At 47.8% G+C, this 13845-nt stretch carries 13 protein-coding genes; 6 read left to right on the top strand and 7 right to left on the bottom strand.

Annotation, left to right across the window (positions count from 1 at the left end; all coding sequences use genetic code 11):
- Positions 1-128: 128 nt before the first annotated feature.
- From ACNRUY_RS23245 to sctC, 3 genes are all read right to left on the bottom strand, one after another.
- Entirely contained in the window at positions 129-1040 is a 912-nt protein-coding gene (locus tag ACNRUY_RS23245; RefSeq protein ID WP_488114052.1) for a gluconeogenesis factor YvcK family protein, read from the bottom strand.
- A 129-nt stretch (positions 1041-1169) separates the two neighbouring features.
- Positions 1170-2696 (bottom strand): glycerol-3-phosphate dehydrogenase, encoded by a 1527-nt coding sequence (gene glpD, locus ACNRUY_RS23240; RefSeq protein ID WP_488114051.1) that lies wholly within the window; start codon positions 2694-2696, stop codon positions 1170-1172.
- A gap of 164 nt (positions 2697-2860) precedes the next feature.
- Positions 2861-5092, bottom strand: a complete 2232-nt coding sequence (gene sctC / locus ACNRUY_RS23235; RefSeq protein ID WP_488114050.1) for a type III secretion system outer membrane ring subunit SctC — start codon at positions 5090-5092, stop codon at positions 2861-2863.
- Between the two features lie 248 nt (positions 5093-5340).
- Between sctC and sctX the strand changes: the two genes are divergently transcribed.
- From sctX to sctV, 3 genes are read left to right on the top strand one after another with little or no spacing between them, the layout of a single operon-like run.
- Positions 5341-5736 carry a type III secretion apparatus assembly protein SctX gene (gene sctX, locus ACNRUY_RS23230; protein WP_488114049.1) on the top strand — a complete coding sequence of 132 codons (396 nt, stop codon included), beginning with the start codon at positions 5341-5343 and terminating at the stop codon, positions 5734-5736.
- 11 nt (positions 5737-5747) lie between these two features.
- Positions 5748-6041: a hypothetical protein gene (locus ACNRUY_RS23225; protein ID WP_488114048.1), complete on the top strand. Its 294-nt coding sequence runs from the start codon at positions 5748-5750 to the stop codon at positions 6039-6041.
- 54 nt (positions 6042-6095) lie between these two features.
- Positions 6096-8180, top strand: a complete 2085-nt coding sequence (gene sctV / locus ACNRUY_RS23220; protein ID WP_488114047.1) for a type III secretion system export apparatus subunit SctV — start codon at positions 6096-6098, stop codon at positions 8178-8180.
- Between the two features lie 5 nt (positions 8181-8185).
- On the opposite strand, the gene ACNRUY_RS23215 is transcribed toward sctV, so the two are convergent.
- The 3 genes from ACNRUY_RS23215 to ACNRUY_RS23205 all read right to left on the bottom strand — a co-directional run bounded on the left by ACNRUY_RS23215 (position 8186) and on the right by ACNRUY_RS23205 (position 10080).
- A complete protein-coding gene (locus ACNRUY_RS23215) occupies positions 8186-8704 on the bottom strand; it encodes a GNAT family N-acetyltransferase (protein ID WP_488114046.1) in 519 nt (172 codons plus the stop codon).
- 81 nt (positions 8705-8785) lie between these two features.
- Positions 8786-9679 (bottom strand): tRNA modification radical SAM protein MnmL/YtqA, encoded by an 894-nt coding sequence (gene mnmL / locus ACNRUY_RS23210; protein WP_488114045.1) that lies wholly within the window; start codon positions 9677-9679, stop codon positions 8786-8788.
- Positions 9680-9774: 95 nt separating this feature from the next.
- Positions 9775-10080 carry a hypothetical protein gene (locus tag ACNRUY_RS23205; protein WP_488114044.1) on the bottom strand — a complete coding sequence of 102 codons (306 nt, stop codon included), beginning with the start codon at positions 10078-10080 and terminating at the stop codon, positions 9775-9777.
- 168 nt (positions 10081-10248) lie between these two features.
- On the opposite strand from ACNRUY_RS23205, the gene ACNRUY_RS23200 reads away from it, so the two are divergent.
- From ACNRUY_RS23200 to ACNRUY_RS23190, 3 genes are all read left to right on the top strand, one after another.
- Complete coding sequence (locus ACNRUY_RS23200; protein ID WP_488114043.1) at positions 10249-10533, top strand: hypothetical protein; 285 nt, start codon at positions 10249-10251, stop codon at positions 10531-10533.
- Positions 10534-10696: 163 nt separating this feature from the next.
- On the top strand, positions 10697-12550 hold the full coding sequence (locus ACNRUY_RS23195; protein WP_488114042.1) for a DUF1631 family protein: 1854 nt from the start codon (positions 10697-10699) through the stop codon (positions 12548-12550).
- Between the two features lie 52 nt (positions 12551-12602).
- The gene (locus ACNRUY_RS23190) at positions 12603-12926 is read left to right on the top strand and encodes an Hpt domain-containing protein (protein ID WP_488114041.1); all 324 of its coding nucleotides are present in this window, start codon (positions 12603-12605) and stop codon (positions 12924-12926) included.
- Here the strand turns inward: ACNRUY_RS23190 and ACNRUY_RS23185 are convergent.
- Positions 12909-13574, bottom strand: coding sequence for a hypothetical protein (locus ACNRUY_RS23185; protein ID WP_488114040.1), 666 nt, complete (start codon positions 13572-13574; stop codon positions 12909-12911). The genes ACNRUY_RS23190 and ACNRUY_RS23185 overlap by 18 nt on opposite strands.
- Positions 13575-13845: the final 271 nt, after the last annotated feature.

Genomic DNA, 13845 nt, shown 5'->3' with positions numbered 1-13845 from the left:
AAGAACGCCAATGGAAACTCTGATAGATGGCAAAGAGATCTGGAAGGAAAAATTTGTAGCCTGAATTTGACCTGACAGACACCCTCTGAAAAATCGGTGACTGTCAGATCAGGTCTGAACTACTACACCTAAGCAGTAAAAAGAGTCTTTGCCACTTGGTCCAGAGCGTTACGCAAAGCCTCGCAGCTGTGGGCCCCACTTTGAATATTATCCGCCAGCTTATGGACCATTACCTCACACTTCACCCCCTTTGGCTGACTGCGTTCGGCAGGCCACAATAATACGTCTGGATAAACTCCAGTATTCTGCTCCATCCATAACAAATTATCTGCAATGGCCTCCTTTCCCACGGGGGATAACTCCTGGTGAATATTCCCAATAAAGACTTTCCTTGCCTGGCTGGCACGAATGGTTTCCGCTACCTCACGAATCAGAAGAGCCGGAAGAGTACTGGTCATAAAACTGCCAGGTCCCAGAATAATGATATCTGCATCATTTACCGCAGTAATTACTTCCATAGTGGGCTGTATTTCAGGGACAATCATCAAACGCTCCGGCCGTTCCGGTAGAGCATCAATCCTGGTTTCACCAATAATTTCTTCCCCATCAACAATGGCTCCCAGTCGGGCCGGCTCCTCAGACATGGGAATCAACTCGGCACTGACCTGTAACATCTGGCGAATCAGATTTACAGCATCCAACGGCCTGACACACATCTGATCCATTGCCAATAAAATCAAATTCCCCAGATTATGATCACTGATATCACCACTGTTTTTAAAACGATACTCGAACAGGATACGAGCAAGGTTTGGGCTATCTGCACACAATTGATTAAGACAGTTGCGAAGGTCCCCCCAGGCAATACAATTTGCGGCATCCCTTAATCTGCCGGTTGACCCACCATCATCCGTGGTCGCAACCACACCTGACAGGCGATCGCCAAGAAAGCCCAAGCTGGCCATGACCCTTCCCAACCCGTGCCCGCCTCCTATAGCAACGATACGGCGGCATTTATATAACGCTTCAACAGAGTACATACAAACCAATTATTTTTTTAATTAAATAAAATATATGCCAAAGAACATTTTTCTAAAAGTACTTCTGGCAAACAACATCACTGATTCTGTCGTCAATGGCATCAGAAGTTTTGGTCTTTCAACTGAAGGCTAGGTTCCACTTGCAAACGTAGAAAGCATGGTTACTGGCCGATTTTGTCTAATATATTGAGTAAGCACTTCTTGCTCAGGTTCAGTGAGAAATAACCCTAACTTTGATCGACGCCATAACAGGTCTTCCGCCTCTATCACCCATTCATGGTGTAATAAATAATCGACTTCCGCCTGATAAAGCCCGGCTCCAAAACAACGCCCAAGGCCCTCAATACTGTCTGCATTGGATAATATACGATAGGAAAGAGAGCCATAACTATGACAATAACGATCAGCGAGTGCTTCTGGCAACCAGGGGTAGCGGGATTTAAGCTGCTGGATACATCGGGCTGGGATTTCTGCTCCCGGAAGACGGTTATGGCCTGTCCAGGCTTCTGCGGCTTCTGGAAAATAGCGGGCAAGTCGATTCATGGCATGTTCAGCCAATTTCCGGTAAGTGGTCAGTTTGCCTCCAAAGATCGATAACAAAGGAGCCTTTCCCTGATCATCCTCAATCTCAAATGTATAATCCCTGGTTACCGCTCTTGGGTCACTTGATTCATCCTCACACAGTGGCCTGACACCTGAATAATCCCAGACAATATCCTCAACACTGGTGTTTTTTTTGAAATGCTGGTTGACGACTCGGCACAGATAGCTCTTCTCTTCCTCAGAACAGTGAACAGAGGATGGGTCCCCAGTATATTCAACATCCGTGGTACCTATTAATGAAAACTGCTCCAGGTAAGGAATCACAAAAACGATTCTCTGATCATCATTCTGCAGAATGTAGGCTCTGCTTTCGTCATACAGGGCAGGCACAATGATATGACTGCCCTTGATCAACCGCACATTATGGGATGACTGCTTCTTTAACCGGCCATGAATAAACTCGGTGACCCATGGTCCTGCTGCATTGACCAGAGCCCTGGCTTGTACAACCCTCTCTTCCCCACTCAGCTGATCTTTCAGATGAATGCGCCAAACCCCACCATCCCGAACGGCAGAAACCGCCCTGGTTCTTGTCAGGACAGTACCTCCACGCTCTTTTAATGCCATTGCATTCAAAACCACCAGGCGGGCATCATCAACCCAGGCATCAGAGTACTCAAACCCCTGCTTGAAACAGCTTTTCAAGGGGCTCTGACCGTTTAATCGGACACTTTCACTGCCAGGAAGCGTTGTTCGGGTGCTTAAGTGATCGTATAGAAACAGTCCTGCTTTTATCATCCAGGCAGGCCTTAACTGTGGCCGATGGGGCAAAAAAAACCGCATGGGAAAAGTAATGTGGGGAGCCATATTCAAAAGCACTTCCCGCTCCGCAAGTGCTTCTCTGACTAGACGAAACTCATACTGCTCCAGATACCTCAACCCTCCATGAATCAACTTGCTACTGGATGAAGAGGTGGCACCGGCCAAGTCCCCCATTTCACACAACCCTACCCGCAAACCACGGCCAGCCGCATCAAGAGCCACTCCAACACCATTGATTCCTCCACCCACCACAAACACATCCAGTACTTGAGCTTGCTGAACCGCCTTCATTTTCACCATCCATAACAAACATTTTTGAAAAAAAAGGAACTGATAGGAAAATTTATAGCCTGCCACAGGAGGAAATCAAACACCAAGAGCCGTACCTTTGTATAACTCTTGACCAACTAGCATGCCACTGGATAGCAGCTATCAGCCATAAGAGCCTTTTCCGCTCATGTGCGCTCAATACCAATAATGCGAGGAGTAATAAGGAACAGGCGGACCTGTTTGGTCTTCTGATTTTTTTCAGCCTTGAACAGATGACCGAGCACCGGAATATCCCCCAGTAAGGGGATTTTTGAAGAGAGCTTCTCATCACGCTCTTTGTAAAAACCGCCCACTAACAGGCTCTCCTGCTCACTGATGATGGCCTGGGTACTGATTGAGCTGTTGGTCACTTCCGGCAACTTCTGGCCGACATCTTCAGTGCCCTGACTGCCTGAACCATCCTGGATATTCACACTCATATGAATACGTCTGCCCTGCTCTTCCCGGACAATTCGCGGAGTAACCTGAACAACAGTACCAGATGTAACTGGAAACAGCTCTGAGTCTTCATTGCTTGCAACAGACACGTAAAACGTGCTGCTGTTGTCTAATATTGCCTCCAGATTATCCAGAGTCAGAATCGAGGGCCTGGACACTACTTTCACTTTGCCTTCATCCTCCAGGAGACTCAGCGTCGCATTAAATGACCCAAGACTGGCCTGGACAATGGTGGTGTATGCAGACTCCAGACTTGAAGTAAATTTCAAGCTTCGATCCCCTGAACTCCCTGTATACTTCCAGTCAACGCCAAGGGCATTCAGGTCCTCGGTATTGATGTCGATAATGGAAACACTGATTTCAATCTGGGAGGTTGGTTTGTCCAGAGAAGCAATCAGCTCCTCATACATTTCCATTTTGGACTCAAGGTCATGGACTATGACAGCATTCAACCTCGGGTCCGCATTGATATAAACGGCATCGGCTTTTGGCCCGGCATTCAGTTGTTCCTGCTCGTTTTCCTGTTTGTTATCTGAAGTTTTGCTTCCACCGGACTGAGTGACACTCTGAACCGGTTTCACAGAGGGGTTGGGCAAAGCGCTTCTGGTCACCTGGGCAACTCCGCCACCAACAATGATTTTTTTCAAAATAGTCGCAACCCCTGGAACCACCAGTTGCTGACCACGAAAAGTAAACGACTTATCCGTTGCCCAGGCGTATTTCAAGGGAAAAGTTCGAACTGTCAGCTTACTCTTTTGCCGCTCCCCCTCTTTTGCATCCAGCAACAAGGCGGTTTGTGAAACCAGCTCAATATAGCGAGGAGGGCCGGAGATAAAAACCAGCCCCTCTTTAGCCTGGGCTCTCCAGAAAAAGCGGCCATCCCAGATCCCGATTTTTTTCAACGTATTCTTGAACTGATCCACAGTCAGATAACCTAGACTGATGATCTTCTGGGCGGTAGCACTGTCATCATAAACAAACAACGTATGCCCATCAAAATACCAGATAAAACCATAAATATTGGCCAAATGATCCAGAAAATCCACCGGCGTTAACGGCCCGATTTTTCCATTCACTTCCCCCACTACATCTTCTGCAATGATGGCAGGCATGTAATAACTGGCGGCAAAATTCTGCAGCACTTCCGCCAGGCTTTCACCACTGCCAAAATAAGCGTAAGGGCGAACACCAAAGGCTTTGAGTGCAGGAGACTCATCGTCGCCAATCAACTCCTCAATGGCCTCCCTGACCGCCTTCTCCACTTTTTTATCCGTTTCCGGAGGCTTGGAAGCTTGTTGCAATAAGCTCTTCAGGGCAGGGTTCTGTGGCGAGTCAGTGTTCGCTTTCAGGGGAGGAGTGACGGGTTTCTGTTTCTGTATAAAGTTGTAGTCAATATCAAAGCTTACATTGTTACCCGCCTGGCTGGAGCTCGGCTGAGAATTTGCCGTTGAAGTACCTGGACCTGTATCCATGAACTGACTGGCATCCAGAGGCTGAGAGCTGCCTGGATGCCGTGACAGATCCAGTGGATTATATCCCCCGGAATAACGGGTAGCATCAAGAGGGGAAGGCCTTTCGGGAAACCGGGTCGCGTCCATTGGAGCGGCTGTTCCGGGAAACTTAGTGGCATCCAGGGGACGTGCAGGAGAGCTGCCGTTTCGACTCAATACGCTGGGAACATCCGAAGGAAAATAAATCACCTGGCCCACTCGCAGTGGTCTGGTCATGTCCAGCTTGTTATATCGGGCCAGCTCATTGACTTCAAACCCGTAACTACTGGCAATGACAGAAAGCGTCTCATTGGGGCGAACAATGTGTTTCCGGGTCTGGGGTTCTTCAGACGACCAGTTTGCATAAGCTGGAATCCCTGCCATCAACACAAGGGCCAGGAAAATTCGATGACCATATACAAAGCTCATCAGACGCGTGCCTCCATGCTCATGCCTGTTCAAGCTTATTCAACAACCTTTAATGAATAACCATGAAAATCACTTTCCAACACTCAGGGGTTATACCTGATCTAGTCTGCAACCAGTCTATCGAAGAAATCAAGTTAAATCATCTGCATTTCCAAAGAACGCAAATAAAGACAGGAAAAATCAGGGTACAGGTTTATCAATGGCCGCCGATACCGGTATTGGGTTAACTTATTACAGCAGGCCTTACTATGTCACCGGTTTCTTTTGACAGCGGAATTTCCAGCATATCAAGACTCAACAGCACTCAGGTGAGTGCCGACTTTCCAAAATCAAAAGCGGCTTTCAAACCTTCAGGGGAAAAAGTCGAAGCCTATTTCTGGAAAGCACTGGATATGGGAAGGAACTTTCAGAACCGGGAAATGCGTTTTGCCACCCGTGTGCCTGAACAGAATCTTTCTATGAGTCCGGAAGAACACCATATGATGACCAACATGGCGCTGACATTATTAAATTCCCGTATCAGTAAAGAACCGGAGAACAGTGAAACCGCTGTCGTGTTAAAACAGGCGCTTTCAGTCTTTCAGGAAGCCAGGGAAAATCAGGAATACCTGATGATGTGTCGCAATGTACTTATTGCCGGATAGGGATCATTTCTATGGATAAACCTCTCAAAACCTGGCTGCTGTCCCAGGCGTCTTATTACCTGGAATACCTTCAGCCAAGAAAGTCCATTGCCATTCTGGAAGCCTTAAGAAGCATGGACAACAAAAACCCAGACATCCATCGTATGTTGAGTTACGCCTACCTTCAGGTGGACCGCCCTGAAGAATCCATCCAGGCCGCCGATAGTTTCCTGCAATACTCACGACCCGGCAGTGATGTCCGGGCCATCAAGTGGATCAAGGGGCGCGCCCTCCTCAAGAAGCGAAAAGCGGCCATGACCCGTTAACGGCTGCTGAACTTCTCGAGAAAAGCCTGCCCCTTCAGCCGTGGCAACTAACCAATGACACCAATACTACCAGGGCTTAGCCAGCTTGGGGCAAGAAACGATCTGGTACTGGCAGGCCTGCTGGTAGCCATCATTGGCCTGATTATTCTGCCAATGCCCACCGTTCTGGTGGACTTTCTGATCGCCCTTAACATGGGCATTGCCACGATTCTTCTGATGACCTCCATCTATTTGAAGTCTCCCCTGGAGTTTTCTTCATTCCCGGGGGTGCTGCTGGTAACCACACTGTTTCGCCTGTCGCTTTCCATCACTACTACCCGTCTGATTTTGCTGCAAGCGGACGCCGGAGAGATTGTCTATACCTTTGGTAATTTCGTGGTGGGTGGCAACCTGGTCGTGGGGGTGGTGATATTCCTGATCATCACCATTGTCCAGTTCCTGGTTATTACCAAAGGTTCAGAGCGGGTTGCAGAAGTCAGCGCCCGCTTCTCTCTGGACGGTATGCCCGGTAAGCAGATGAGTATTGATGCCGACCTCCGTGCCGGTGCCATTGAAATGGAGGAAGCCCAGCGTCGGCGGGAGCTGGTCACCAAGGAATCCCAGTTATTTGGCTCCATGGACGGTGCCATGAAGTTTGTTAAAGGGGATGCTATCGCCGGCCTGATCATCATCTTTGTCAACATTACGGCAGGTGTCGCCATTGGCACAAGCGAGGGTATGTCCAGTGGCGAAGCCCTTCAGCTCTATGCCATCCTGACCATTGGTGACGGATTGATTTCACAGATTCCGGCACTGCTTATCTCAATTACTGCCGGTATCATTGTTACCCGTGTCTCCAATGAGGAAGCGAAGGATCTGGGTAACGAAATTGGTGATCAGCTCACTAATAAACCCAAAGCACTGCTCGTAGGTGGAGCACTGCTTCTGGGCTTCGCAGTTATTCCAGGTTTTCCCACCATTACTTTCCTGATTCTTGCCATAGTCATCGGTGGTGGTGGCTTCCTGTTAATGAAAAAGTCAGACCAGGCGCGAGCAGCAGAAGAGGAAGGGGGCATTCCTGCCATGGCTGCGGCCACAGAAACGCCCGGAGAAGCCAAATCCAGACTCGACCAACAGGAAGAGTTTACCCAGACCCTGCCATTAATTATCGATGTGCCAACCTCCATCCAGGAGAACCTGGATACCAGCGCCCTCAACGAGGAACTGTTGAAGGTGCGCAAAGCACTTTATATGGACCTGGGGGTTCCTTTTCCCGGAATTCATCTGCGCTTTAATGACGCCATGGAAGCCAACACCTATTCCATTCTGCTCCAGGAAGTTCCGGTGGCCACAGGGCATTTCAAGCCCGGCTTCGTTTTTGCCAGGGAGACCACGGACCACCTGGATATGCTGAAAATCACGTACGAAACCGGCGATGAGTTCCTGCCAAGCCTGGATACCATATGGGTCAAGGACGAACTGAAAGACAAGTTGGAAAGAAACAGCGTCAATTATATGGACGCTCCCAAAATCATGACCTTCCACCTGGCCCATGTTCTGAAGAAATACGCAGAGGACTTTATCGGTATTCAGGAAACCCGGTACCTGCTTGAGAAAATGGAAAGCAGCTTTGGTGAACTCATCAAAGAAGTCCAGCGCCTGCTCCCCGTGAACAAAATCACCGAAATATTCCAGCGACTGGTATCCGAAGATATCTCTATTCGAAACCTGCGCTCCATTCTTCAATCTTTGGTGGTCTGGGGCCACAAGGAAAAAGAGGTTGTGCAGCTGACCGAGTATGTCCGTTCATCGTTAAAGCGCTATGTCAGCTACAAATATTCCAACGGCAAAAATATGCTGCCGGTGTACCTTCTGGATCAGGATGTAGAAGACACCATCAGAGGGGGAATTCGACAAACTTCTGCAGGCAGTTATCTAGCCCTGGACCCTTCTACATCCGCCCGCTTTGTTGAAAATGTAAAAAACTCAGTGGGCAAGATCGGACACCTTGAACATAAGCCCGTACTGATTACTTCAATGGACATCCGCCGCTATGTTCGAAAGCTGCTGGAGCTGGAAGTTTATGACCTGGCAGTATTATCCCACCAGGAGCTGACTGAAGAAATCACTGTACAGCCACTGGGAAGAATCTCTCTGTAACGCACTTATTCTCTGATACGTCCATAAACAAACTGATCGTAAAACTGGTCTTCTTTGTATATGTGCTTACGAAAAACGCCTTCCAGCTGAAACCCGCATTTTTCCAGCACCCGGCAGGAACCTTTATTATGCTCAGCAACATCGGCAAAAATACGAATCAGCCCCATTTTATCAAATGCATACTGACAAACCTGCGCCAGAGCCGCACCCATAACCCCCTTCCCCCAGTGGTCTTCGGAAATCCAGAAGCCAATTTCAGCGCCATAGCGATGAACATCCATTTGAACCACAAAGCCAATCTCACCCACCGCCTCTCCGCCAAAGTCAATAGCAAAGCGGGTCTTTGACTCATGCTCTTTCACATACTGAACCCAGGCTCTGGCATGTTCGATGGTGTATGGATGGGGAAAGCTGTCCCTGAGATTTCTGGCGATCTTGTAATTATTGCCATGTTTCGCCAGGGAAAGTGCATCACCGTATAGGAATTTTCTCAGACAGTAACCGTTACCAAGGTCAATCCGCATATCTTAATCCTGATCGTAGGCTATCAGGATTAAGATCGGCGAATCACCATAAGGCTTTATTGTCGGCTTTCAGGCCCGGGATCAGGCTGAAAGCTCAAGTTTTTTATAGAGCATGCCAAGCACATCCCATTTATGCATGGTCCACTGGGGGGATAAAAGATACTGCCGCTCTCCGGACCCCGTCAAACGGTGGAACAAAAGCCCTGCAGGCGCCCTGGTGATCATTTTTGCCAGGACATCGGTATAGGCTTCCATAGTCAACTCTCTCACCTGTCCCTTCCGCCATTGCCGGGCCATCTGGGTGCCCTTAACAATATGCAGAGGATGCACCTTGATGGCATCAATACCTAACTCGGTTACCCGGTCAAAACTCAGCAGACTGTCCTCCGGCTTTTCTCCGGGAAGCCCAACAATCAGGTGAGTACAGATTTTCAAACCGTGCTTTCTGGCTCTGCTGACCGCATCCTTGTACTCAGCATAACCGTGGCCCCGATTGACGGCCTCCAGGGTTTCATCAAAGCTGGATTGAAGCCCCAGTTCCAGCCAGATTTCATACCCCTGTTGCTGATAGCCCGCCAGCAACTCAAGCACCGGCTCAGGCACACAGTCAGGCCTTGTGCCCACCGCAAGCCCAATCACACCCTCCTGAGAAAGCGCTTCGTCATAGTAGCGCTTCAGGTCGCTTATTGAGCCATAGGTGTTACTGTAGGATTGAAAGTAGGCAATGAACTTTTTCGCCCCCGTGCGTGCTCCAACGATTTCCCTTGCCTGACAAATCTGGTCAGAAATTTCACCTGCCTGGGTACTTCCTGGGCTGAATGAAGCATTGTTGCAGAAGGTACACCCACCGATCCCTTTACTGCCATCTCGGTTTGGGCAGGTAAATGAGGCATTCACCGAAACTTTGTGTACCTTTTCGCCATACTTCTGCCGAAGATAACGGCCAAAAGTATTCACGTACCGGGTCATGTCCATAGCGAGTATTTTTCAAGTTGAGAATCGCTACAACATACCCGTAGACACTGAGTTCGCCTATAGGGAATTGTCCGGGATATCCGGAAAGAAAAATGTCATTCAGAACTTTTTTTCATGCGCTCCAGGGCCCTCTGAACCACTGCTCTGGCCTCATCCTGGCAGGCCTGCATAGCTTCAGGGTCATCAGGGGCTACCCGCCACTCAATGATCCTTTTTGCCAGTTTACGGGCCATCACCCCCACAAGGTCGTCCAGATAAGCCTCATCGAACATGGGAAGCGACATAAATCGCAGATGGACCAACAATTGTTCTGGCTTGTCAGGCTCCTTCATATGAATGGCAAAGTCGCCAGCATCTGAAGTACTCTGGCTGATTGTCAAGGTAAAGTGCTCACCGCTCATAATGATCTCCCGACTGTACTAATGTCAGTTGTCGGCGGAGGCACGGGGGGCTTTATGAAAGGAACGCTTTTACGAAGAGTCAGTACAAGTCGATATCTTATCTACACTGTTAATAAGAATAAGAAATAAAGATCAGGCCTCACGGGCCCCTTCATTGGAGAGAAACCCATGTCATTGATCACAAACCAGAATATTGAAACCCCAAATAAAGACACATCAGATCAAGTCGGCAATGTAACGCCAGTCGACAAAATTGACCCTTCCCAGTCCAAACAGTTTTCATCACTGCTCGAAGAGAAAGATGCCAAAAGCCAGGCAGAAGAAGGCCTTGAGGATGGTGAAATCTCACCCGAAGAGCTCCAGCGCCAGATCAGGGAAAACCTGTTCAAGAATGGCTTCAACAAAGCCATGGAGAAGGCAAAGGAGATGAGGGATGAGCTAAAAAAAGGATAACCCCAATACTTCTAATGTATAATTGACAGAAAGCAGTCATTTCCCACCGATAATTATAAAAAAATAAATAGATATAACATCTAGTTACTTGGATGATTAGGGCACTCACCTCCAGGCTTTTCAGCCTGGCACTGTTTAAGACGTAACAGGGAATGTAGCCATTATGTTAAATCATTCATCCAATATCATTCAGCTCCGCCAATCCGACACCAGTGAGCCACCAGCGAAGGACATCTTCGTTAAGCTAAACCACTTGCTTAAGCTGCACATAACACCTCTGCTGGAGACATTGCCAGAAAAGCTTATTTCAGGCCTCGAAACTCATATGGAAAGCGCCGCCTCAGACAATGAGCTAATGGAATGGGTAGAATTGAAAAATACACTAAATAACTCCACCCAGGAAATGCAATGTCAACTCAAGAAGGCGCTATTTTCCTATTGCGATACATCCCTCCCCACACCAGATAAGAGCCATGACAGCAGCCTTTCACTCCTCGACAACAAAGAGCTAGACCATAAATTAACCTGGCTATCTGCAGCAGAGGCCATGGAAACAGATAAAAGCAGACACATTCTCTGCCAGATAAGAAATCGATTTAAATCTGCATTTCCAGAATATGCAGACGTTATCCCTACAACACCCGAAAAACTCTGCGAGAGCTTTTCAAAAGCCATCACCCCCCTATTGCCAGGTCCCCATGCTGAGCAATTCCTTTTACTCATCTTTACCCATCATATTCAGCAGTCTGCCGAGCAACTCTGGATTGAAACCGATGATTTGCTCCTTCACGAAGGTTTTTCCCTTCCTTCGGAAAAAGAAGAAAGCAAAGATACTTTTCCAACGTCAGCTGAAGACACATCACTCAATACCTCGGTTGAAGAACCGTCTCAACTCAATACTCCTTTCGATGAACAACTTCTTACCAGCAATCCATCTTTTATGGACAACCTGGCTGAAAAGCTTGTTCACCGGCTGGAAGACATGCTTGCCCAGGATGAAATCATTCCGGAAGCAAAGGCCAACAGGGTCAAAGTTGCCGACCTCGCTGGAGCATTAACCACAATAAAGCTTGAGATTGGTCAACAACACTCGTCCATTCAAAATCTGAACAAACAGATAAAAAAAGCTCTTGAAAGCTGCGGTATCAGCAAACAGCTTTCAAGGCACCATGAAGACTTGATCAACATGGTTGGCATGCTGTTTGAGTATATTCTGGATGATCACCAGCTACCCGAAGAGTTAAAAAAAGTCATCGCCCTGCTTCAAATTCCTGTTCTCAAGCAGGCTGTCATGGACGACTCCTTTCTTTCTGATCGCCACCACCCTGCAAGGGAGTTGCTCAATGTTATGACCAGAACAGGCTTACAATATTATCCGCAACGGGAGATATCCGAACATGTACTCATACTGATTGAACATACCGTTCGCACCGTCATTTCAGGTTTCTCCACCAATAAAGACATTTTTAAAGAATCTCTTCAAGCCTACCAATTCGGCCTTGAACAGATAGTAGAGCCCGGGGAAGAACCAACAACAGAACCTGATGGTCCATCAGAGCAAGAAGACAATCTGTCATCTCTGCAGGAAGATTTACAGCCAGTTCAACACAGAGGGATCCCCGAACACCATGAACCAGCTGAGGGCCTGAGTGAAGAAATAGTCCTTGAAAATGAAGACTCCCCTGAGATTGACTCAACAACCACCAACTTGCCTGAAGGTTCACTGAGCCACCAGGGCACTGACTCCCCATTGCAAATAAAGGGGTTGCAACCAGGCCAGTGGGTCGAATTCATAGGTGATACAGATAACCACCGGCTTCGCTGCAAACTGGCCCGTATCAACCGTAACAACCTGCACTATATTTTTGTTAATCAGGCCGGTATGAAGGTTGCCGAAAGAACCTCCTATCAATTGATACACGAAATTAATCAGGGGGGTGTACAAATTATCGACGAGCTTCCAATATTTGACCGGGCCATCCAGGCTGTCAAAGAGAAGCTACAAAAAAAGGAATAACTGCCTTAAGAATTACTTTCAGCAGGCGACATCCTTTTTTTATGGGGGAAATATGCTGAATCTTGAACACCTTAATCAACTGGCGGACGGCGATGAGGCTCTGAGAGAAAAGCTGCTGACAGCGTTTTTTCAGACCACTCGTGAAGACATCCTTAACCTGAAGGCCGCCGTTCACAACCATCAAAACCCCCTGGTCGCCAGCTTCGCTCATCGAATCAAAGGAGGCGCCGCAATTCTTGGAGCCGAGCAGTTAGTATCCCTGGCGAATGACCTGGAAATGGCGGGACACCAGGGCAACCACAGCCAATACGAAAAACGATTTGATGAACTTCAGGCTCATTTTAAAAAGATCGAACACCTATTTCCCGGCTTCTAATGCCTCCAATACTGCAAACCGGTACAAGCGAAAAACAACCACCACCGACAAAGCCATAACCGGTGCTTCCAGCAACCTGACCAGTAGCCATGCATTCCACTGTACACTGCTCTCTATAACATCTGTTAGCCATTGACAACTGACTAGCAAGGCCATCAACAAACCATAAGTGGGAAAAAGATGCTTTTCTTTATCCCGAGTACTCATCCAGCTTTGTTCAATAGCCTCCAGTGCCGAACAGGGCTTCAAAACCACATAACATCCAACAAACATCAACCGGTATAGCACATATATCCCTGGCAAGAAGTAAAGGCTGAAACCAAAAAGCACCGCTAGAGTGACCAGAAAACAACCTGAAACAAGAGAAAAATAGACCGTCCAGCACGAAATGAAGCTATTGAATAAATCAGGCTTTTTGCCCTGATCAACACAGCTGATAAAGTGTATTACCGGTGCAGCTGCCAGAGGCTCAACAAGGATCGAAGCCGACAATCCTGAAACAAGCCCCGTCCAAGGAGGGCTTATCTCAAGTACAACAGACAGATAGTCACTGACAACTTCCGTCAAAATACCTGCCAGAAAGAAGAGTGCTGACAGACTGATACCAAAGCGCGAAAAAAAATGAAGTGATTGCAGAAAAGGGGCCATTCAAGCAACTCCAGCTGCTTATTGAGACCATGCCCTGCCAAGTGCTATCAACCTCTGGACTGCCAGCCAGGCTCTACACCTTGGTAAAGCAGGAAACAATCTGAATATCGGCCCCCTTCTCAGTTTTTAAAATCATGCCTTATGTGCATTAGTTCAGATCTGATCTGACAATTCCCTCTTCAAAAAAGGGAAGGGTTACCGATTTAGATAGAGGGTGAAATCACTGAAATCTAAATCGTAAAAAGGTAACCCTTATGATTCATACTAATCA

The organism is Endozoicomonas sp. Z74, assembly GCF_057680865.1.
The sequence above is the reverse complement of the archived record's forward strand: the minus strand, read 5'-3'. Positions and strand labels throughout refer to the sequence as shown.